The organism is Bradyrhizobium sp. Ken01, from assembly GCF_055807355.1.
The window spans coordinates 15,372-37,381 of record NZ_JBVVPC010000055.1 but is presented as its reverse complement, the minus strand read 5'-3'; the positions used below and the strand labels follow the sequence as shown (position 1 = coordinate 37,381).

At 60.1% G+C, this 22,010-nt stretch carries 14 protein-coding genes and 7 pseudogenes; 9 read left to right on the top strand and 12 right to left on the bottom strand.

All coding sequences use genetic code 11. The features are described from left to right. The first annotated feature begins 549 nt into the window (after positions 1–549). The 3 genes and pseudogenes from AC0L3S_RS34055 (at position 550) to AC0L3S_RS34045 (ending at position 4,389) form a co-directional block, all read left to right on the top strand. A pseudogene (locus AC0L3S_RS34055) lies at positions 550–1,500 on the top strand (IS1380 family transposase). A gap of 613 nt (positions 1,501–2,113) precedes the next feature. Continuing rightward, on the top strand, positions 2,114–2,776 hold the full coding sequence (locus AC0L3S_RS34050) for a transposase (protein WP_310473286.1): 663 nt from the start codon (positions 2,114–2,116) through the stop codon (positions 2,774–2,776). Positions 2,777–2,808: 32 nt separating this feature from the next. Next, a complete protein-coding gene (locus AC0L3S_RS34045; RefSeq protein WP_259217558.1) occupies positions 2,809–4,389 on the top strand; it encodes a carbohydrate porin in 1,581 nt (526 codons plus the stop codon). Between the two features lie 406 nt (positions 4,390–4,795). On the opposite strand, the gene AC0L3S_RS34040 is transcribed toward AC0L3S_RS34045, so the two are convergent. The 4 genes from AC0L3S_RS34040 to AC0L3S_RS34025 form a co-directional block, all read right to left on the bottom strand. Then, positions 4,796–4,957, bottom strand: a complete 162-nt coding sequence (locus AC0L3S_RS34040) for a hypothetical protein (RefSeq protein ID WP_473284087.1) — start codon at positions 4,955–4,957, stop codon at positions 4,796–4,798. A 368-nt stretch (positions 4,958–5,325) separates the two neighbouring features. Beyond that, positions 5,326–6,174, bottom strand: a complete 849-nt coding sequence (locus AC0L3S_RS34035) for a carbohydrate ABC transporter permease (RefSeq protein ID WP_259217561.1) — start codon at positions 6,172–6,174, stop codon at positions 5,326–5,328. Beyond that, complete coding sequence (locus tag AC0L3S_RS34030; protein WP_259217562.1) at positions 6,171–7,148, bottom strand: carbohydrate ABC transporter permease; 978 nt, start codon at positions 7,146–7,148, stop codon at positions 6,171–6,173. The genes AC0L3S_RS34035 and AC0L3S_RS34030 overlap by 4 nt, the downstream gene beginning before the upstream one ends. Next, positions 7,145–8,323 carry an ABC transporter ATP-binding protein gene (locus tag AC0L3S_RS34025; RefSeq protein ID WP_259217563.1) on the bottom strand — a complete coding sequence of 393 codons (1,179 nt, stop codon included), beginning with the start codon at positions 8,321–8,323 and terminating at the stop codon, positions 7,145–7,147. The genes AC0L3S_RS34030 and AC0L3S_RS34025 overlap by 4 nt, the downstream gene beginning before the upstream one ends. A gap of 742 nt (positions 8,324–9,065) precedes the next feature. Here AC0L3S_RS34025 and AC0L3S_RS34020 point away from each other — a divergent pair. The 5 genes from AC0L3S_RS34020 to AC0L3S_RS34000 all read left to right on the top strand — a co-directional run bounded on the left by AC0L3S_RS34020 (position 9,066) and on the right by AC0L3S_RS34000 (position 14,888). Next, complete coding sequence (locus AC0L3S_RS34020; RefSeq protein ID WP_456652769.1) at positions 9,066–10,265, top strand: pyridoxal phosphate-dependent aminotransferase; 1,200 nt, start codon at positions 9,066–9,068, stop codon at positions 10,263–10,265. Between the two features lie 11 nt (positions 10,266–10,276). Then, on the top strand, positions 10,277–11,149 hold the full coding sequence (locus AC0L3S_RS34015; RefSeq protein WP_473284084.1) for an isocitrate lyase/phosphoenolpyruvate mutase family protein: 873 nt from the start codon (positions 10,277–10,279) through the stop codon (positions 11,147–11,149). 204 nt (positions 11,150–11,353) lie between these two features. After that, positions 11,354–12,262, top strand: coding sequence for a LysR family transcriptional regulator (locus AC0L3S_RS34010; protein WP_085399333.1), 909 nt, complete (start codon positions 11,354–11,356; stop codon positions 12,260–12,262). A gap of 1,006 nt (positions 12,263–13,268) precedes the next feature. Next, positions 13,269–13,739: a helix-turn-helix domain-containing protein gene (locus AC0L3S_RS34005; RefSeq protein WP_374762367.1), complete on the top strand. Its 471-nt coding sequence runs from the start codon at positions 13,269–13,271 to the stop codon at positions 13,737–13,739. A gap of 429 nt (positions 13,740–14,168) precedes the next feature. After that, complete coding sequence (locus AC0L3S_RS34000; RefSeq protein WP_259217566.1) at positions 14,169–14,888, top strand: LysR family transcriptional regulator; 720 nt, start codon at positions 14,169–14,171, stop codon at positions 14,886–14,888. Between the two features lie 154 nt (positions 14,889–15,042). On the opposite strand, the gene AC0L3S_RS33995 is transcribed toward AC0L3S_RS34000, so the two are convergent. The 5 genes and pseudogenes from AC0L3S_RS33995 to trbK-alt form a co-directional block, all read right to left on the bottom strand. Then, positions 15,043–15,300 (bottom strand): DUF2274 domain-containing protein, encoded by a 258-nt coding sequence (locus AC0L3S_RS33995; protein ID WP_259217567.1) that lies wholly within the window; start codon positions 15,298–15,300, stop codon positions 15,043–15,045. Continuing rightward, positions 15,297–16,231: pseudogene (locus tag AC0L3S_RS33990) on the bottom strand (TraB/TrbI/VirB10 family type IV secretion system protein). Before AC0L3S_RS33990 ends, AC0L3S_RS33995 begins: the two are co-directional and overlap by 4 nt. Continuing rightward, positions 16,228–16,911: pseudogene (gene trbF / locus AC0L3S_RS33985) on the bottom strand (conjugal transfer protein TrbF). Before trbF ends, AC0L3S_RS33990 begins: the two co-directional pseudogenes overlap by 4 nt. Before the next feature lie 3 nt (positions 16,912–16,914). Continuing rightward, positions 16,915–18,216 (bottom strand): annotated as a pseudogene (gene trbL, locus AC0L3S_RS33980) (P-type conjugative transfer protein TrbL). 49 nt (positions 18,217–18,265) lie between these two features. Beyond that, positions 18,266–18,382: pseudogene (gene trbK-alt, locus AC0L3S_RS33975) on the bottom strand (putative entry exclusion protein TrbK-alt); the annotation flags it as partial. Positions 18,383–18,464: 82 nt separating this feature from the next. On the opposite strand from trbK-alt, the pseudogene AC0L3S_RS33970 reads away from it, so the two are divergent. Beyond that, positions 18,465–18,654 (top strand): annotated as a pseudogene (locus AC0L3S_RS33970) (transposase); the annotation flags it as partial. A gap of 298 nt (positions 18,655–18,952) precedes the next feature. Here AC0L3S_RS33970 and AC0L3S_RS33965 read toward each other — a convergent pair. From AC0L3S_RS33965 to AC0L3S_RS33955, 3 genes and pseudogenes are all read right to left on the bottom strand, one after another. Next, complete coding sequence (locus AC0L3S_RS33965) at positions 18,953–19,327, bottom strand: DUF4189 domain-containing protein (protein ID WP_219682325.1); 375 nt, start codon at positions 19,325–19,327, stop codon at positions 18,953–18,955. Between the two features lie 370 nt (positions 19,328–19,697). Beyond that, positions 19,698–20,423 (bottom strand): annotated as a pseudogene (locus AC0L3S_RS33960) (IS5 family transposase); the annotation flags it as partial. 1,310 nt (positions 20,424–21,733) lie between these two features. Then, a complete protein-coding gene (locus AC0L3S_RS33955) occupies positions 21,734–22,003 on the bottom strand; it encodes a hypothetical protein (RefSeq protein ID WP_246648881.1) in 270 nt (89 codons plus the stop codon). Between the last annotated feature and the right edge of the window lie 7 nt (positions 22,004–22,010).

The window sequence follows — 22,010 nt, the reverse complement described above, 5'->3', positions numbered from 1 at the left end:
GGGCCGTTGCCGATCGAGTCGGAACCTTCAGTCCACGCCTCGAGGCCTGCCAGGATATGCACCAGCGTCGACTGCTACACCTCGATGGGCCCAACCACGTCAGGAACTCACCGGCCGATCTCGACAGCGAGACATCACGCAGGATAGACGCGGGCGCACAATTCTTTCGGATGTGTCCAAACAATTCTGATGTCATCGCCTTCGCTTCAACTTCGCCATGCGCGCGAGATTGTGAAGCTCAAATTGCTACAGTCGGATGACGTTCATCGAGTAATTCGATGCGAACCTGTGCAAGATGCGATTATGTATGGCGTGCCGGGAGAGGATGATGTCGCGAGTGGAAGAACTGTCGCGCGTGCGCATCTTCGTCGAGTTCACTCGCGAGCGAGCTTGACGCTCCCGGCAAAGGCTTCTGCATCACCCACAAGCCAATATTGCGCAGCGCTTCCGCCGTTCGGGCTCGCCTGCGGTCGCCTGCCGGACACGGGCCGGGATTTGTGTTCCTAACTGACGCTGTCGCGGCTGGAGAATTCGCCGCGACTGCGCGACGTGATCCGCCTGACCTTGGTCGACGCATGGATGGATAGCTATCCGTGCGAGCCCGCATCCGTCACGCTCAACATCGACGACACCTGCGATGTCGTCCACGGCCATCAGCAGCTCACTGTTCAACGCTCATTATGACGAACGCTGCTTCCTGCCGATCCACGTCTACGACACGGAGACGAGCCGGCCCGTGGCAGTCGTCCTGCGGCCGGCAAGACGCGGGGCGGCGTCGAGGTGCGTGCCCGCTTTCGACGCCTGGTACGGCACATCCGCACGCGATGGCACAAGGCGCGAATTACGTTCCGCGGCGACGGGCACTATGCTTGGCCGGAGGCGATGACGTGGTGCGAGAACAACGGCATCGACTACATCTTCGGTCTGTCCGGTACCAAGCCTGTCGCCAGAAAAGTCGACGAGGTTGCCGACGACATCCGCACGCGACGCGCCATCGAGAACCTGCCTGTTCCGCGCGGCTATACCGAGACGCGCCACGAGGCAAAGTCCTTGGATCGCGAACGGCGCACCCTCGCCCGTATTGAGGCGACGATGCTCGGTCTCGACATCCGGTTCGTCGTCACTAGCCTCGATGCCGGCTCGGCCGAGTGGATCTACGACAGCCTGTATTGCGCGCGCGGCCAGGCCGAGATTCTGATCAAGCTGCATAAGACGCAGCTTGCCTCCGATCGCACCAGTCGCCGTTCGGCGCTCGCCAACCAGGTCCGTCTCGTCCTCCCTACCGCCGCTTATTGGCTGATGCTGACCGTGCGCGATGCCATTCCCAAAGGCCGGGAATTGGCCACTGCGGAGTTCGCGACGCTGCGTCTTCGTCTCCTGAAAATCGCCGCCCGGGTCGCCGAGACCGCGAGCCGCGTTCGCCTCGCGTTCGCCGCGGCATGTCCCGAAGCCGACCTAATCCGCTGCTTGCCAGGCGCGCTCCTGCCGCTCGGTCCTTGACCGGCGGGGCGTGCGCCCCTGTTCGCCCAACCATTCCTCGAGCGCGTTGCAAAGTACGGGTCGTCAGGCGGTGAAAAGCCAACGGCAATCCCGCGCCTCGTCAGAACAGATGTGCGGCCACATGGTTGCAGATCGCGATTCAGTGGGTGCGGTGCATTTCACGGAAACGCCTTGGCGAGAGCCGGAGATTACCGTCAAGAAGGGCGGCACGATCCCGCACGGCGCGCGCCTGCCCGCACGAAGATCGACGACTGCCTGTTCGCGCTCGGCACGCTGCTGACGAATACACGTTGACCACCCCGCCCGTCGCTTAAACTGTCCATCGGACAAAGTGTTTCATTATGCGTATTACAACATTCGTTCTTGGTGGCGCACTCGCCGCGAGCTAATCATCGGGCGCTTTCGCCGAGCCTGTCGCCATCACGGTCGCGTATTCTTCCGGCGCCTATGCCAACGTGATGACGGAGAGCGCGTGCCAGTTTGAAGCGACGCGTCCTGACATGAAGTTCGTCGCGCCGCTCGTGAACAGTGCTCGTCTGAGGACGGCCGTCTTGCGAGTTCATCCGATCTGTAGCTGACTGTCGGTAGGGATATCCTTACTGATAGTCGCCAAGTGCGACGCCTTGAAATTGTGGAGACTGGTCGGCGTCGGCGCTGGTCGGCTACCGAGAAGCTGCGGATTGTCGAGGAAATTGTTTCAGGTCCGCGGCTGGTGTCGGCGACAGAACGGCATCATGGGCTTTCGAAACAGCTTCTGTTTTCGTGGTGCAAGGCCTATCGCGAAGGACAGCTTGGCGGCTGTCCAGTAGGCGGATTTGTGCCGGCCGGGATTGTGTCGGAGGTCCAGCCGACGACAGAGTGTGCGGCATCGGCGGCGACTTGTACTCTGGAAGTCGTGACCGCGAATGGCCGACGCGTGATCGTGGATCGCAACGTCGATGTCGCGGTTGCTACGAACCACGCGAGGGTTCGAGACACTACGCTGATCCCGATTCCAACGGGCGTGCGAGTATGGCTGGCGACGGGCCATACCGACATGCGGCGTGGCTTTCCGAGCCCAGCACACCAGTCAATCATCGTGGTCCCGCCGCTGCAGGTCTTTTTTCCCGTCGATGGTTCGTCGATAGCGCCCGCGTCCACAGGCGTAGGCGCCAGCGTAGCGTGGATTGCTTCAATTCCCGGGCTCGCCGCCGCTGCCTGCTATCGCATGTTTCAGACTATTCCATCGAATAATTGGATGTTCGTCATCCCGCTGTTGCGGTTGAATGTGATTTGAGCGCATCAGGAACATAGCTGCTTGGAGGTGTTATGCGCGTTGAGTTAAGCGAGTTCGATATCCGCTATTTGCCCGTGCAGTCGCTGAGCAGCGTACCGCAAATGACAAAGCACAAAGGATTGCTCGTCGCTGTTTCAGTGGCAGCGAGCCTCGTCAGCGGCACGGCACTCGCACAAACAACCAGTGCGCCGTCCTCCAATGCCGCCGCTTCGGATTTGGCTGTGAAGAAAAAGACCGGCAAGAAGGCGTCCGTACGATCAAACAAATTGCCGAGAAAGGACGGTAATTTTTCCGCGCTGGCAGCACCTGCACACGGACTGAGCCGAACTGGCAGCTTGGGCCCGGTCGCAAGAAGTACAAGCGCAAAAGTCGATCCGTTCGCCAAGTTCGAAAACCTCCGTGAGAAAGGCCTGGAGATCACAATCCCGGGTCCCGCCGATACCGTGGTCCAGGATGCAGGCGGCGTCAGGTCGGCGCTGGCTGACCTCGGAATCGGCTTTGTTGGCTGGTCGCAAGCTACCTACACCAACAATCAATTGCCGAACGCAGCCAAGAGCACGATCGCCAATCAACTCTATTCGGGCCAGATTCCGACGTTCAGCACCAACAACTACTTCTATATGACCTACGATCTCAGCCGATATGGGATTCCCGACGGCCAGATCGTCCTGGGCGCCGATGAACAATACTATACGTGGAAGCCTGGCGGTCCGGATCGCGTCGGACTTGCCACAATGTCGTACTACCAGACGTTCTGGGATCGACGGTTCGAGTTCAAGATTGGCTATCTCAGGCAGAACAACGAGTTTGCGGGTCAGACCGTTGGAGGCAATGCAGCGGCGAACGTCTTCGGCCCTTCGTCAAACATGCTGTACCAGGGAGGCATAAGCAATGCCGCCGCCCCGACGCCGGCGATCAACCTCAAGTTCAACATCGATGATCATTGGTACACCAAAGCCACCGTCCAGCAATCCATGAGTCCGGACGGCTATTTTACGCAAGTCACCCAAAATCCAACTGCGCTGACCCTCTGGAGAACGCCGAACTCGGGTATTCTTTTTCTCGATGAAACGGGCTACTTGAGCAAGGCCGCGCCAGGCTCGCCGGACACCTGGTTCCGCGCGGGAGCCGGTTACAACACCAGCAAGTACAACAACCTGGAATTTCCAACTCTGCCGAGATCCGAGGGGAATACTGTCTATTATGTCGCGACCGACAGACAGTTGTGGCAGACTAATGCTGAGGCGCCGTCACGCGGCATCTATGGCGGGTTTACGGTCATGTATGCCCCGCCTGATCTCAACAAGGTCACGCAGTATCAGGAGCTTCGCCTCTACGCCAAGGGCCTGTTTGACAGCCGGCCGAATGACCAGATTTCTCTTGTCGTCACCGATCTCTATTGGAGCGCTTATGCAGTTGAGGCTGCATTGGCCAAGAAAAATCTTGTACATTGGGATAGTAAAGCAATCTCCGGGACATACACGGCCCGTCTTGCACCAGGAATATATCTGAATCTCGGCGTATCCTACATCAATAACCCAACCACCATTACATACACGCCACAGATTGGGCATGCCCTGAATTTCTCGGCATCAACGAGCATCTTCTTCTAACGGCAGGCCATGCCCGAGCGCCCTCTTGCGGCGGCGCTCCGGATGTCTGAAAAAACAGCGAAGCTTGAAGTTGTGCCTGATCTGGGAGCAGTCCGCGACGGGCTCTCTTTGCGGACAGGAAACTACCAGCGCGGAGCCGAGCTGCGTGCCAATGGGTAGCACCAGTGTCTTGCGGTTTCTAGGCAGGAAGGCAACTGGTCAGCTCATTCTCAGCTTTGAAAGTTATTAGCACTGGCATCAAGTCAGCGCGCCCCGTTGACTGAACGAGGGCAAAACTGGCGATGACGCAATCAACTGTTGTCCGGAGGCATGCAAGCAGGCTTCCGGATCGATGTGGCGCGCGCGTTGAGTGAGCGCTGATGTGGGAAGAGAGCCGCTCAGCCCGGCTTTCGTAGTTCAATGATTATCAGCGCGAGCCTGAGCGCTGGTGCACCACGTAGTAGTAGTAGTAGTAGTAGTAGTAGTAGTAGTAGTAGTAGTAGTAGTAGTAGTAGTAGTAGTAGTAGCAGTTGCAGAGGGCAGTTTCGGAGCGGCGATAGATCCAGCCTGCGTACGAGGATCGGAACAAGGCGTCCAACAATGAATGATCTCTACAATTTGTCTCATGCCGTGCTGTGAGGGCTGCGCATTTCGTGCGCAGCAACTCGAAAAGGCCGTACATCTGAGTGTCGTAGGCCTCGCAGATCAACGCCGCAGAATCTCCGCCAGCAGCGCCGCGACCCGAATTGATTGTGTGACCGCCTTTCGCAAAGCCGGCCCTCGAGGCCGCAACCGTGAGCTCCAGCCGTGACTCCCAGGGATATACCTTCATGGCGGCATTGGTGCCGATGAATGCGCGCTTGCTCTCCATCAAGACGTCGGAGTACGCAAAAGCCGGCGTGTGAAATTAGTCATGGGCTTACGTTCTATAGAACTTGACGGCGGAACGGCGGCGTTTCACTTCACTGCCCCTCCGGTCATTCCTTCGACGAACCATTTCTGAGCGACCAGGAAGGCGATGACGAGGGGCAGCACGACGAGGGTGGATGTGGCCATGAGGGGGCCGTAGTCGTTGCCGGCCTCCTCGTTCTTGAAGGCCATGATCCCGAGTGGTGGCGGCATGAGGGACTGGTCGCGCACTGCGATCAGCGGCCAGAACAGATCGTTCCAATGGCCAACGACCGAGAAAATTGAGAAAGCGATGACGGCCGGCAGCGCCATCGGCACCATGATCTTCCAGACGATCGCGAATTCAGAGAGACCGTCGAGCCGCGCGGCGTGGACCACGTCATCAGGAATGCTCTTGAACAGCTGTCGGAACAGGAAGATGCCGAAGGGCGAGACCACATAAGGGAAGATGAGCGCGGCATAGCTATTGAGGATGCCGAGCTGATAACCAAGGATAAAGAGCGGCAGCGACAGTACCTGGTGCGGTAGCATCAGGCCGATCAGCACCATGCCGAAGAGCAGGTCGCGTCCGGGAAAGCGAAGCTTGGCGAGCGCATAGGCGCAGGGCGCGCAGACAATGATCTGAAGGCCGAGGATCAGAGCACAGACGATCAGGCCATTGCCCATATAGCGCGGCAGCGGCGCTTCGGTCAGCGCTTTGGTATAGTTCTCGACACCGTAGAATTGCGCGGGCCAAAAGGAGAAGGACGCGTGAAAGATCTCGCCCGGCGGCTTGATCGACAGCGATACCATCCACATGAAGGGGACGAGAATGAGCGCGCCGGTGACGAGCAGCACCGCATGGCGAACAATGGCGGCCAGCGGCGAAAGGCTGTTGGTGGAAGTATTGGCGCTCATTGGTAATGCACCTTCCTATCCATAAGCCGGGCTTGAACGAGGGTGAGGGTCACGACGATGGCGAGAAAGACGACCGCAACGGCGGCACCATATCCGGTGCGCAGATACTCAAAGCTCTCCCGATATAGCGTGTAGAGCAGCATTTCGGAGGCGTGGCCGGGCCCGCCTTGGGTAAGCACTTTCACGGTGTCGAAAGACTCGAATGCCCTCAGCGCCACGACGATGACGACGAACATCGAGACCGGCCCGAGCAGCGGCAAGGTGACGGTGCGCAGTCGGTCGAGCCAAAGGTCAGCACCGTCGATATCGGCAGCATCGTAGAGATCCTGCGGGATGCTCTTCAGGCCGGCCAGAAACAGCACCATGGCGTAGCCGAGGTTCTGCCAGATACCGATGACGGCCAGCACCGGGAGGGCTGTATTCTCGTCGCGCAGCCAGTTGGCGGTCGGCAGGCCCATGGCGGCGAGCGTCTGGTTGACGAGGCCGATCGTGGGATGCAGCAATGCCTCCCAAGCGACCGCCATGGCCGTAAGCGTCGCCATGAAGGGCAGGAAGTGGATGGCGCGGTAAAAGGAGCGGCAGGACTTTCCGCGTTCGATCAGAAGTGCGATCAGAAGGCCAAAGACGAGGGTGCCCGGCACGACGATCAGAACGTAGACGATTGTGTTGACGAGCGAGGCCATAAAACCATCGTCAGCGAAGATCTCGCGGAAGTTGGCGAGGCCGACAAAGGAGAGCGTCAGCCCGCCGAACTGCCAGTCGGTGATCGCGATGACAAAGACGCCGATCACCGGCAGGAAGAACAGGGCGAGCAGAAAGAAGACCGCCGGCCCGGCCAGCGCCCAAGCCGCCAGCGCTTCTGTAAAGGCCCGCCTGCGGGCCGGTGCGGCGGCAAGGGATGGCGGGAGTGTTCGAACGCTACCGGTCGCAGATGGCTCGTTGGGAGCGCCGGTAAGAGCAAGAGGCTCGCTCATCGGGCTACCTCCCGGATCGGCGTGACCGATGCGCGGCCGGATTCGACTTCTTGGCGCAAACGCCGCCCGTTACGATCAAACAGAAGCACACGGTCTGGCCTGACGCCGACGTGTAGGGTCTGGCCGGGGGCGATATCAGGCGCCCGTTCGGCGAGCAGCCTTGCGATCAACGGATGATCGCCACCCGCCAGATCGAAATGGACGAAGAGATCGGAGCCCATATGCTCGATCATGCGCACGGAACCGGTCAGTACGCCCTGCCCGCCGCGTTCGGCGAGATGAAAAGCCTCGGGGCGAATACCGAGGGTGAGATGCGCTCCGGCAAGCGCATCAGCCCCGATAGCAAGCGTCGATCCGGCCACATCGATCAGGCCACGTTCGCGCACCACACCGTCGAGCATGTTGATCTTGGGCGAACCGATGAATTCGGCGACGCGCCGGTCGTCCGGATCGGCATAGATCTCCTGCGGCGGAGCGACCTGCAACAACTCGCCGTCGAGCATCACAGCCACGCGGTCCGACAGCGTCATGGCCTCGGCTTGGTCATGAGTGACATAGACGAAGGTGACCCCGAGCCGCTGGTGCAGTTCCTTGATTTCGGCGCGCATCTGCACACGGAGCTTGGCGTCGAGGTTGGACAGCGGCTCATCCATCAGGAAAACAGCCGGATGACGCACCATTGCCCGGCCGACCGCCACGCGCTGGCGCTGGCCGCCGGAGAGCTGCCCCGGTTTGCGGGCCAGCAGGTGGCCGATGCCGAGGGACTTGGCCGTACGGGTGACTTCCGCGTCGATCTCGACAGCGATCCGCGCCGTTCCCGGCAGCAGACGGCCCAGAAGAGGAAGCCTCTGGAAGGTCGAGAGCCGGCGCATTCGAAGCGGCAGGCCCATGTTGGAGGCAACCGTCATATGGGGATAGAGCGCGTAAGACTGGAACACCATCGCTACGTCCCGGCACTTCGGCCTGAGGTTGTCGACCGCCCGCTCGCCGATCGAGAGCGAACCTGCATCCTGCACCTCGAGTCCCGCCAGGATACGCAGCAGCGTCGACTTCCCACACCCCGATGGTCCCAACAGCGTCAGGAACTCGCCATCCGCTATCGACAGCGAAACACCACGCAGGACGGATGTCGCGCCGTAATTCTTATGGATGCTGTCAATCGATACGGATGCCATCGCCGTTACCTCCACATCGTCATGAAAAACCCCGCAGAGCACGGCAACGAGATCATCCCGTCTGGACGTGTACGCTGGCGTGGCAGACGTTAGAAACTCGTACTGCTACAGTCGGATGACGCTCATCGAATAATTCGATTTGTACATCCGCAGATGCGATGACGTGTTCCGCTCTTGGGGAGAACGACGGAAAATAAGTGCAATCGGTGAGCGCGGTGCGCAACTTTGGTGGGAAGGTCTCGTGGGCGACGCGGGTGGCAAAGGCCTCGGTATCAGCCGGAGTTTCGGCCAGCATCCTCGCTGTCGGGAAAACTATCTCGAGTCAAAGGTCGCCGAGTTGGGCAGCCGAACAGCGAATTGTCGGCCTCCGCCGACGCCCTCGCTAAGCGAGCGATCCTGTTAACTGCGGAGCGCATGCATCGGCGCGACAAAACGGAAGCGAACCGCACCAGCGTGCGCACCTATCTCACAATGTTTTTCTAGGCGCGCTCGTTCAAATCTTCAGTCTCACTCGTCCGAGGTGCGACGAGCCGTGACCAACGTCATCAGTGTTCTGATGTTGCTCGCGGCTTCGACCGCTGGATGGCGCGCCCGCAACAAGGGCACGTCGATGCGACGGGCGTAAAGGATCGTAATTCTCAATGCCTTCATTTGAAAACGCGATGATATGATTGGTTAACCCGTCAAGGAACGAGTAGAAGCCGTCGGGAATTTTCGCTTTGAACTTGGCAGGTATTCTATCTTGTCTCTCGTTGCAGAACGGCTCAATGCCGTCCGTCCCTCCGAAACCAAGGCCATGACCGCCCGCGCCTCCGAACTGAAAGATCAGGGCGCCGATGTGATCACGCTCAGCCAGGGCGAACCGGATTTCGACACGCCGTCTGCTGTCTGCGAAGCCGGTATCCGGGCGATCCGCGATGGGCGGACGAAATACACCGCGGTCGCCGGTATCAAGCCGCTGCGCAAAGTGATCCGCGAGAGCTTCCGCCGCGATCACGGGCTCGACTACGACATCGACCAAATTACGGTCGGCTGTGGGGCCAAGCAGGTCGTATTCAACGCACTGTTCGCCACCCTCGACCCGGGCGAGGAGGTGGTGATCCCGACACCCTGCTGGGTCTCCTATCCCGATATGGTGGCGCTGGCTGGCGGCAAGCCGGTTCTCGTCGCCTGCGATGAATTCCATGGCTTCAAGCTACGCCCCGAGGCGCTCGAAGCTGCCATCACGCCGCGCACCAAGTGGCTCATGCTGAATTCGCCGTCCAATCCGACCGGTGCGGTGTACAGCCGAGGCGAATTGCTCGCGCTCGCTGCGGTGTTGCGCCGCCATGGCCATGTCCATGTGCTCTCCGACGATATTTATGAAAAGCTCACCTACAACGCCGACTTTGCTAGCATGGCGGCGGTCGCGCCGGACCTCTACGAGCGCACGCTGACGGTCAACGGCGTGTCCAAGGCCGACGCGATGACTGGCTGGCGCGTCGGTTATGGCGCGGGGCCTCTGGCGCTGATCAAGGCCATGAACCTCATCCAGGGCCAGACCTCCTCGCACACCAGTTCGATTTCCCAATATGCCGCCATCGAGGCGCTGTCCGGCGGGCGGAAGCATATCCAGGAATTCGCGAGCGCCTTTGTGCAGCGTCGCGACCTCATCGTTGCCAAGCTGAACCAGGCCGCGGGGCTTTCGTGTCGCGTGCCGGACGGCGCCTTCTACGTTTTTCCCTCTTGCGCGGGTGTTATCGGCAAGCGCACACCGGGCGGCAAGGTGATCGAAACCGACACCGATTTTGCCATGTACCTGCTCGACGCATTCGCCGTAGCCGTCGTGCCCGGAAGCGGATTTATGGCCTCGCCCTATATCCGCATTTCCTACGCCTCCTCGCTCGAGGACCTCACCCGCGCCTGCGACCGCATCATCGCCGCCTGCGCCGCCCTGTCCTGAAAGATCTCCGGATGTCCCCTGCCAAACGCCTCCGCGCTCGCATGGCCCAGACCAGCCTTGTCCACATCATGGCGGCCCACAGCCCGCTTTCGGCGATCCTCGCGGAAGAAGCCGGATTCGATGGCCTGTGGGCCTCCGGCTTCGAGTTGTCGGCGCTTTACGGCCTGCCGGACATGAGCCTGATCTCGATGACCCAGCATCTCGACATGCTGCGGGCGATCGCCGGACGCACGACGCTGCCGATCGTCGCCGATATCGATACCGGCTACGGCAACGCAATCAATGTCATCCATGCGATCGGCGAATACGAGCGGGCCGGTGCGAGTGCCGTCGTCATCGAAGACAAGACCTTTCCGAAAGTGACGAGCCTCGTTGCCGGTGGGCGCCAGGAACTGCTGCGCATTGAGGAGTTCAAGGGCAAAATCGCGGCCGCCGTCACGACAAGACAGGATCCGGATTTTCTCGTGATCGCCCGCACCGAAGCGCTGATCGCAGGCCTCGGCGAAACCGAAGCCCTGCAGCGTGCGCAAGCCTATGTGGACGCTGGCGCCGACATGATCTTGATCCATTCGAAAAAGAAGGATCCTTCCGAGATCGAAAGCTTTTCGCGCGCCTGGACCGGATCGGTGCCGCTGGCGATCGTGCCGAACGCGTACCCGGAACTTAATGCCGAGCGCGTCAAGGCACTCGGCAATATTCGCATGACGATCTACGGCAACTACGGGATCCGCGCTGCTGCAACTGGCATGCAGGAAACCTTCCGCCGGATCATCGCCGATGGCGGCGTCCAGAACGTCCACAAGGACATTCTGCCGGTGGAGGACATTTTTAGACTTCAGAGGATGGACGAGATTAAATCAGCCGAATCTCGCTTCCTTTGCTGATCCGTTCCAGCCCGCGCCGCGAATGGCGAGGTTTTCAACGCGATAGGCCATTACGCCGTTCATTTTGGCTTAGGCCGTTTTTGCGCGCGACATATCGTTTATAAGCAGTAATCCGGCGATAGACATCGAATAATGTGCTGGGAACTTTCATTTTGTCGTGGCCTGCTGCCAGTAAGAACTGGCGACAATTTTCTGGAATAGAAGATGGCCACCGAAGACAATGAAGTGCCCCTCAACGCTATCCGCGTGTTCGTGACGATCGCGCGAGAAGGAAGCGTCACGCGCGCGGCTCACGCATTGGGAATGACCCAGAGCTCCGTCAGCCGCTACCTGGCCGTGCTGCAGGACCATCTGGGCACAGACCTCATGCAACGACGCGGCAAGCGGAGCGAATTGACGGAATTCGGACGGCTCTTTGCGAACACAGTCGCCGAGCCGCTAGACACCGTGTGCTTCACCGCTAAGAGAATGCGCCGGCGGGATCGACCAGACGTCAATCGGCTTGTGGTCCGCACGTCGCTTTCGACCTTCGCGTACTCTCTTCTGATTCCGAATCTCCAGGCATTTTCCGCTGAAATGGGCGGCGTCATCGTGGATGTGATCAGCTCACTGTCACTGCCGATATCCTCCGACGATTTCGACATCCTGATTACACGCGATCTTTCCATCGTCGAACCGGCCGACGATTGGGAAATCTACAACGAGCAACTGGTCTGTGTGGGCTCTCCAAATCACGTCGATGGTAAAGGCCTCTCGATTGTTCGCGCAATGCCGATTCTGAATATCACATCTCGGCCCGACATACTGCCCACATGGCTGCGGGCGATGAACCTGACCACTAAAGATATAAGCTCGGGGGCGCGTTATGATCACAATTACCTTGCTCTACCGGCGGTCATGACGGGAAAATGCCTTCTGGTAGCGCCCGAAATCATTGTCAGCGATCTGGTGCGCGGGGGCGCTCTACATGTGATACCAGGATCACGTGCGCCCAGCGGCATGCACTATCGGGCCTATGCGGTCGACCGCAGTGACAATCCCGAAATTTCTCGTGCTTTTTGCCGTTGGCTAGTCCGCCTTTGTAAAAAGGCCACCCTTCCGGAAGCCGCTTGATATCGCATGAGGTCTCCAGATGGTCATCTCCAATCCGACTTATTGGATGGCTGAAGAGCTGATTGCGCGACCAATCACGAGCTCGCCGCGCCAAGGCCCATCGACCGCTGGACTCTGATCTAGCTAGTCTAATCAGGTTTCGCAAAAGCGTGACGGAGCGCGCCGCTCCGACACGCGAAGGGGACGAAGCCGGATCGCCGCGCAACGCGCAGGAAACGCTTCGGCGCGTGTATAGCCCGCGAGCGCGCGAGCGCTTCAGTCACGATGACGCAACATCGCCGGACTGGCGCAACGCGCAACGCCTCGTGTAATCGCGAAGGCCAAAACGCAGGAAGCGCGCATGCTCTTATCCTTGTCGGACTGATCTCCGGCGCTCAGATGCGGATTTTCGAGCACGGTGGAAACTCCCTTGTTGGCGCAAGCCAAACCAAATAGGTGCGTCGGTTGTTGGCGCCTAGCTCGACGTGAGCGCGACAGCTCTGGCTATACCCGGATCAGCGCGTAACTTCGGACGGCGTGTCTCAAAGCATCCGCCCTGATCGATAGTTAGATTCACGATCTCGCATCGCGCAACAGACATCGAATCGTTTGATGAAACGCCCTGGTTTTGCGATGGATGACATCCGCCCTCCGTTGGGCTCGGGCTACAATCTGAGCGCGTCTTGCAGCATGGCAGCGGCCGATGACGTAAGCCCGATGCAGGTCCGTGAGACGCCTTGAGCGCCGACCCTCTCACAGTAACAGGGGAGCGCTTAGAGCTTCGCAAATGCATCAAATCTCTCAAGCATTTGTGCGTAGTTGGTCGATCATGAGCAGCGCATTGATCTCGACTGGACCCATCTTTCGCAATCCCGAATGTGAGCCTGTGCTGAGCATGCAAAGCCGGCGGGCCCGCGGTGGGTCATCTGGCTGAGCTCGGCCGCTGGCGGACCGTCCCACACAACTAAAAATCGTCACAATCCATGCGCACAGCTTCGGTACCTTAGATTAATTTGGTAAGTGTGCGATGGATGATCCAGGCTCGCGACTGTCTATCGAAGCACCTCACATTCCGAACCTTGATCCTCGGCAACTTCGCTATGCTGTTATAGCCGCGGACTTCGGAAGTCTCCGACAGGCGGCTGACGTACCTCTTGTCAAACAAACGACGCTTAGCCGCTCGATACGAAAGTTCGAGCATCTCGTGGGTATTGCGATTTTTGAGCGGTCGAACGCTGGCATTCGTCGACAGCCGCAAGTCGTACTTTTTTCGCGGCGCGGTTCATACTCGAAAACATGGAGGTCTCTCAGCGCCAGAAATCTGCGTGCGCCATGCTTGAATTCAGGCAATGATTCCCAAATCGACCTGACTACGGCTGAGCGATCAGGAACACTTCCGCGGGCCGAGACGCTCAAATTTTCTGCGCAATGGAGGCCAGATAACGAGATCCCCGCTCTGGAGAGGCTCATCGATTGCGCCTGCCCTCCAGAGGGCTGACTGATTTGAACGGCCAAGAGAGGCAAGCCACCGTGGAAGTCCACTCAACTCGCGATAGGAGGCAATAGGTGGGCTGCGGCCTCATCGACACATATGAGGAAAATGAAGGAGACCAGCATGTCCAGTCTGAGGCTATCGGTTCGCAACCCACCTCTGAACACATCGAAAGAGAGGACTGAGAAAGCTCGATTGACGGCTACCATGAAAAGGCGGGCGCTCAAGCGCAAGATCAAAGCTTCCAAAATTTCGGTGGTGTCCTCGTCTGGGTCGACGCCGGAACCGGAATCCTAGCTATTCCGAATTGACCGCACCTCACAGTAGTCAACGAATTCGCTGGCAGGGGTGCTGAAGAAGCGCAAGCAAATGGAGTGACCCATTCAAGAAACAATTTTGTTACCGGCAACTCGCCATAGGGCTTCGACCGCGCCTGTGGAATTTCGAGATCTACGCTGGGCGATCGCCGCATCCCAGCACCGAAGCCTGCGGCAAGCGGCGGAGACGCTCAACATCAAGCAGTCGACTCTTAGTCGCCGCTTGCGCAATCTCGAATGCAAGTTGGGCAGCACTCTGTTCGAGCGCACAAATGGCGGTACGCGACCGACCATTGAAGGTCAGGAATTCCTCGATGCCGCCCGGCGCGTCGTGGGCGAAGCTGATGCAATGAGCGCTCGTCTCAAGACCCGCTCGCGTGGCGAGAGCGGTCGGTTGACCATCGGCATCCACACCTCCCTCTCAGCCGGCAATCTCCGGGCCACTCTCCTCGAGCACCGGCACCGCTTCCCCGATGTCGATAGACAACTGGTCGACGGAGCGAGCGACCATCTGATCTCGGATCTCGCCAGCTCCGCCGTTGACGTCGCCTTGGTGGCCGAGCCCAACCCGAAATGGAGTGACAGGTCATTGTTGCTCTGGAGCGAGCGTGTCGTTGCCGCCCTCCCCGCGAACCATCCGTTGACGGGCCGTGGAGTAGTTCACTGGGGCGAACTGAGGCGCGAATCGCTTTTAATGTCACAGCGAGGCCCGGGACCGGAATTCCTGAAGCTCCTCATCAGCAAATTGGGATCCTCCGACCCTTGCCTGCTGCTTCGCCATGATGTCGTGCTCGACCGCTCCTCTCCTTGGTCGGCGTGGGCTGGGGCATTCTACTGATATTGGAAAGTGCGACTGGCGCAGTCTATCCGGGTGTCACCTTCCGCGAGGTGCATGATGCCGAGGGTCCGACGCGGCTGAGCTTCCGCGCCTATTGGCGGCAGGCCAACTGCAATCCATCGCTGCGTCCGTTCCTCGACCTGCTTCGCGAGCGCTATCCGGATCTTTCCGGTGACGCAGGTGCGGGCTGAGCAGCATTTCGCCGCGCCTTCGCAAAGGCGCGGTCGGTCGCCATGAACCGCTCGATCATCGGCGTGATCAATTTGGCAGGATCGGTCGGCGCCGTCGCGCCTCCGCTACGCGTCAGAATCTCGGCATAGCTTTTGAGGTCCCTGAAGACCGCCGCTGGAAGCTCGATGGTGAGCTTGACCGGCTTGTCGTCTTCAAGCGGCCCAAGTTTCAGCTTCGTCATGGTGTTCCTCCCTTGCCGTCGGGCGCCAGTACCAAATCGCGCGTGACGATCACGCGGACCGGGACGCGTGGCCGGATAGTTAGCGTCGGCTGGATGTTGAGCTGGCGCTGCACGACCTGCTGCCCGGTCTGGCTGATGCTGTTGGATGCGCCGCTGCGGATCGCTTGAACAAGGTTGTTCTCGTCCTGGCTCGTGCCCGCCTCGGCTCCGACGCTGAGCATGGTCGAAAGACCGGCGGTCTTGAACAGCATGCCCCAATGGTTTTCGACCTCGTCCTCGAGCCCGGCATGACCACCGGTGTCGGCGCCGGGCTGGCGCTCCAAGACGATCGAGTTGCCGTCGGGCATGATGATGCGGGTCCAGACCAAGAGGATCCGACTCGGGCCGAAAGCCACGGAGCTGTCGTATTGGCCGATTAGCTTCGCACCTGCGGGACCAGAAGATATTTGCCGGACGGACTGCCATAGACCGCCTCCGTGGTCTGGGCGGTGATCTGACCCGGTGCCGTATAAATCTGGTAGAGAGCGCCGCCGGAGAACGGATACACCTGGACCGCGTTGATGAAACCGGTGCGGACCGGCTGCACCCGTGCTGCGGCGTTGGCCTGTTTGACGCGAACCTTCGGATCAGCAGCTTCCGGGATTCGTTTGCCGGCGGCGAGCGGTTTCAACTGCCCGGGTAGCGGCAGGGGTTTGGCAATTCCACGATCTTGACGGGCGACGGCGGATCGGCGGTGAGCGTTGCCGGCTCCGCGGTATCGTAGTTGATGTCGGGGGATGAAATTGTGCGCAGCCGCCGAGCGTCGCGACGACAGCAGCAAAGCCGTAAGTGCGGATTTACGGAAGCACGTATCCCTGTCTTTCCGGCTTTGCTGAACGATTGAGAGAGGCGAAGCCGGACCGCCGGCGCTTACGGAAATCGGCGGGGTCATTGTCCCAGCTCCTTCGACCAGTTGATGGCGTTGACGTAGATGCCGAGCGGATTCTTGCGCAGCCGATCGGCGTCGGTTGGAGGCTGAATCGCGATGGTAAGGATCGCAGTCTGTGGTGCCGGCGAGCGCCCCATCCTGATAGCGGTGCTCGACCCAGGCGACGCGGAAGCTGTCGGGCGAAGCGCGGATGACGCTGGAGACGTCGATCGCGAACTGCTGCTTGCCGAGACTGGCGAAGGGGTCATTGGCGCGGGCGTAGTCGTTCAGCGCCAATGCGCCCGCCCTGGTCGTGAAATCGTAGGCCTGCGGCCAGTTCTGCCGCACGATGGTCGGATCGGCTGGAAGCGAGCGCACCATCATGATGAAGTGGGCGAGGTACCAGGCAATCTGCGGGTCGCTCGGCCTGTAGTCGGCCGCAGCCGGCGCCATGGCTGGCGCCTCGCCGAGCTTGTCGACCTGTACACCCAGGGAACGACGGTGCCGTGCGTGGACTGCCAGACGAGCCCGCCGACGAGGCCGCAAGCCACGATCAGCGAACCGAAGGCCATCAGCTGCCAGTTCTTGGCTTGCACGCGGGCCGAGCTGATGCGCTCATCCCAAACCTGCGCCGCGCGCTGATACGGAGTTGCGGGTTCGGGCGTGCGGCCGTAGCGGACCGACGATCGCCGAAAGACTGACATTCGTTATTCTCCTCCCGAGAGGTCGACGGAGTGGCCGCCGCCATGGGTATCGCCGGATTTGAGGGCTTGCGCGGCGGACTGCGCGCTGCGAACAACCGCCTCATTGCGTTTCATGCGCTGGACCCAGGTGGGCAAACCTCGCTCGCTCCTTGGGAAGCGGCTCCCTCTTGCGGCCTCGCCACCCTCAACGACTCCCGTAGTCGAGAAACCACCCGTGTTAGCGAAACTGGCGCGGGCGCCTGAGGCGAAGCTCTCCTGCATTGCCCCGGTTGCTTGCTCGGCGGCGCGCCTGACGTGTGCGGCGACAGCACTGGCCGCCGCACGGCCCGCGCCGCTAAGGCCGGACGCAACGTGGCCCGCGCCGGACCGACCGGCCGAGGCGAGGCGGTAGGGGGAGGACACGCCTCCCGCCATCGCCGCACCACCACGCGCGGCGGCCGCCGCACCCGAGGCCGCCGCCATCGCTCCCCTTCCGGCGAGAGCGAGCGAAGCGCCGCCATCGCCGTGCCGGCGACGGCGAGCTAGCTCCGACAGCAGCGCCCGTGCCAAGCTGCGGCGCGCCAGGAACAGACCGTTAGCGATGCCGGGCGCCGTGGCCGAGCATGGTGAGTGCGGCGAGCACGACAGAAAACCCCCGCTCGATCGTCGGCTGGCCGCCGCCATAGGTGGTGGTGAACTGCGAGACAGTCCGGTGCCGATGCCAACGAGACAGCGAGCACCATCACCTTCACGCCGGAGGCGACGACATTGCCCAGCACCTTCTCAGCGAGAAAGGCAATCTTGTTGTCGAGGGCGAAGGGAATCAGGATGAAGCTGGCCAGCGTTGTCGGCTTGAACTCGATCAGCGTGACGAATAGCTGCACCGCCAGAATGAAGAAGGCGATCAGGACCAGGAGCCAGGACACCATCAGCACCGCAACTGCAAAGAAGCTGGTGAAGCCCAGCATCTGGCTTGCGGCGTTCAGCAGTGGGTGCCCCGCGTCGAGACCGACCTGCGCGAGCCGGCCGGGCCCCAGAAAATCGGCTGTCGCCGCCGGCCTTCAGGCCAAGGCCGGCGAAGCTATTGAAGATGATGCCCGAGAGAGTGTTGAAGGCGAAGAATCCGATGTAGAGCGTCTTCTTCACCAGCCGCTGGAGGATGCCTTCGTCGGCGCCCCACGCCCAGAACGGCCGGCCAAGGTGATGTCGAGTGACGATCAGCGTCGAGGCGAGAGAAGTGGTCTCGCCTTGGATCAGGCCGAAGCCTGAATCGATATAGGTGGTGAAGGTGTTGAGGAAGGTGTCGATGACGCCGACGTTGTTCATCGTTATCTCCCTCCGCAGCGTTCGTCGTCGACGGTGTGGCTGGCGCGGCCTGTTGCGGCACGGGCCGCGCCGGCCCGCCGAACAACCGCGCGCGGTTCTCCTCCCAGACCGCCTGGCAATGCGGATCTTTGGCATCCTGGGGGCGAAGCGCGCGGCAGCGGTGCAGCTAGGCCGAGAGATCGTCGGGCGTAGAGACAGCAGGAGCGTCGGATCTGGGTTGTGGCGCGGGACGGCGATGGATGGCGGACACCCACTTCCGCCTGCCGCCGGCACACCGCAAGCACATGAAGTCGACCAACATGCTGGAGCGGCTCAACGAGGAGATCAGGCGACGCACCTATGTGGTACGTATCTTCCCCAATGGCGAGAGCTGTCTACGGCTCGTCCGTGCGTTGACCGTCGAATCGCCATGAGCCTTGGCTCGACGACCGTCGCTAGCTGAACATGGATCTGTTGAAGGACCACAAGAAGGAGGCGCTACGCCAAGCGGCCTGACAATGCTCGGGCCCACCAAAGGGATGGACGCCACCCCCCCGCCGCCGTCGCTCGCCCGCTGCGCTTCTGGGTGAGGCGAGCGACGGCGGCTCCGAGGGGATGGCTCGGCCGGATCCCATGACCGACTTTGCTGAACTTGACGCACAGAACTCTCTTCAGTCGCGGAGTTCGGCTGGATATGTCTGCTACAAATTGGGTTCGCCTGACCTCCTTCCTTAGGGCGTTGGCTTACTGAGGGGCCTTAGTGGCAAACCCTGGCCCGCAGCTTGCAGTCCACGTCGCCGGTCTCATTGCATCCGGCCACCGCGCCTTGCTGCGATAGCTCCTCTTCAAATTCACCAAATGGGTGGGACCACCACGCACGTCCCAGCCCGCGTCCATTGCCTATGGCAACGGCGGCGCAAGCGTTGTTTTCGTAAGCTTCGATTTTGCAATCCGAGCCGCCCTTGCGGCGACAGTCGAGCAGGGCCCACCGTTTAGCGCCCCTTTGTGATCTACACCCGTGCGAGACACCGACCACGTCATCTGGTTTGGAGTATGCGATGGCCCCGGAGCCGGCGAACGCGGTAGTGTTTGAAATGAACAGCGCGAGGACGCCGATTATTAGTTTACGCATTCACTTTTTCTCCATTTGGAATTGAGCATCGCAGCGATTGGCGCCTCCTGCCCTACGGCGAGATACAGCAAGGGCCGTGCCAGCGCTCCTCGCGCGCACTAAGCGCCTGATTGTGCTTTGAAACGGTTCGCGATACGCAAACGGCGCAGGGTGTTTTGAATCTCACAGCTTTGTGCACCGCCGTCAGAAAGCGGACAAGGATCGAGGGGCTGACGCATCCGGACCTTGCCCCACGGACTTGATCCGGGTTGAAGGCAATTCCTTTTTGGCAATGCGCGCGGCGCCCTAAGAGACTTGCGGTGGGCTACCGCCAACAGCTGCAAGAGGATTTCACGGTCTCGCCCCGCTTACAGCAAACTAGGGTACAGACTCAATTGAGCCAATATGCGACGAGAGCTGCGAGCTGAACAGCGGCCAAGAAATTCCGGGCGAGCTTGTCGTATCATGTGGCGATGCGGCGGAAGTCCTTGAGCCGGCAAAAGCAGCGTTCGATGACATTTCGGCCTCCGTCGCGTTTGTTGAAACGATGAATGACGACACGGTTGGATTATTGGGAATGACGGGCTTGGCGCCGCGACCAGCGATTTCGGCCGAAGGTTGTCCCCGTCGTACCCTTTGTCAGCGAGAAGCGCGCTCATGGGCGGTGCGAGCGCCAGAACATCGGGCGCGGCAGCGATGTCGGCATCCTGACCTGAGGGCCAGATGCAGGACGACCGGTCGGCAGAGCGGATCACTCAGCGCATGGATTTTTGTCGTACGGCCTCCCCGCGAGCGGCCGATTGCCTGATTGTGCTCCCCCTTTTCCGCCGGAGGCACACCGATGAGCTTTGATCGAAGTCGAGTCGAGCGACAGCACGACGGCATCTTTGCCAGCTTTGAGCAGTGCTTGAAAGATTGCGCACCATCGTTCGCGCTTGGCCCCGTGATTGAAGCGGTTGTAGATCATCGTGTAAGGACCGTATTCGCGCGGACAATCACGCCATCGCGCACCCGATAGCAGCATGTGAACAATACCGCTGATGATGCGCCGATCGTCGTCCCGATCCGGCCCCGTCAGTCCCGTCGGCAGATGAGGTTCGATACGAGCCCATTGCCTACCCCGGGAGCATTGTCTCGCTCCCGAATCAAGAACACGGAGGCAAGAGAATCACGTGGCGCTATTTAGGTTCAGACCCTAGCAGCGAGAGACAGCTTAGCGCCGAATGACGTCTGCCGGCCGAGCTGATGATCCGCCGGCACGCTCGCGGACCGCATTCCGGGTGGTAGATCTATATTCACAGACGCGCCTTTATCAGTCGCTGATTAAAACCATGACAACCGATGAGGTCTAGGCCAAGCGGGCCGGTCTATCGGCAGACCAGTCAGCTCGTTCATCGCGCGAGCTGACCCTCGGACGCAGGACCTGAAACGATCAGCTGCCCTGGCGGTCGTCCATCACGCCGGTCAATTTCCGAAAATTGAATCATATCTCAGCGCTGGTGACCCAAGCCAATCCCCAAGGTACGTGCTTTCTGTCGTAGAGACCCCTCGGATCGCTTCATCAGCTTTGAAACCCTAGCTACAGGGGTGCGAGCCTTTGAGTGCGCTTTGAGCAGCTTGACGTCATCCTTACTATACTCTTTGCGCTTGGCGGTTTTTGCCACGTGGTGTTCTCCGATTTCACTTTGCACATTTGCAGCACCTTGTTTTTGGCGAAGACGCAGCTGCTTCCCATTACCATATCAATGGTCATCGACAACTATTCAAGCGGATTTTTCTCTTCGAGATAAGAACTGGAACTACACGCGAATTTGTCCTCCCTGGATTTTATCTGCGTGACAAACCCGATTCTCGACATGCACGTCACCCAGCTTCAACATGGAAGCGAGCAATAGAGAAGGGACGCTCGATGCGCCTTCGAAAGACAACTCGAAAAGCGCTTCTTGAATGCTCCGACCTCAGCTCACCAAGACATTTCGTAGAATGATATTTTCAGGCGCCAGTATTGATGGAGTAGCGCTGGATCGCGGGACACTCGCACTGCCTCACTTGAGCGCGCATCATTAACCGGCCTCCACGGCGAGTGCACGGCGTTACCGCGCGAAGAACAAACGTCTTGTCCTATTTTCCGAAGCGCAGCGGCTTTAAGTGAAAGTACTCACAATGGCAAATCTTGCGATGCCGGATCCTCGTCAGCTGATCGAGCACGGCTCGCCCGTCCTAATTTGATCTGCCGCAGTATTCTTGATCTAACTAGCCACGTTGAGATACCCAGGCAATTCCGCTGCGAGAACGATCGCTGCCCCCGTCTCATGGACCCGACGAACCAGCGTCGTGATATTCCCCGGACTGGTCACTACCGCATGGTAAACAACCCGCGGGCCTAGCCGTCCTGGGTGAGCTTGGCACCGGCAGGCGATTGCTTGATCATGACTTGCCAGAGCGCTTGGCCAGCACAATGCCGGTGGCGCGCTGCGGATCATTCGTAATCTGTGCACATTGACCGCCACTGTCGAGCAGATGCAGGTCGAACTGTCCAACGCGGTGGAACGGACTCTGCGTCATGTCAGAGGCCTCGCAACAAATCCAGGCGAGATGTGGAAATTTCTGCCGGAGCGTGAGGCAGGGCTCAGACGCTGTATCAATAGCGGCGAGCGTCTGCTCGATGTTCGTCAATTCGCCTGCGGCGAGCACCATCTGCATA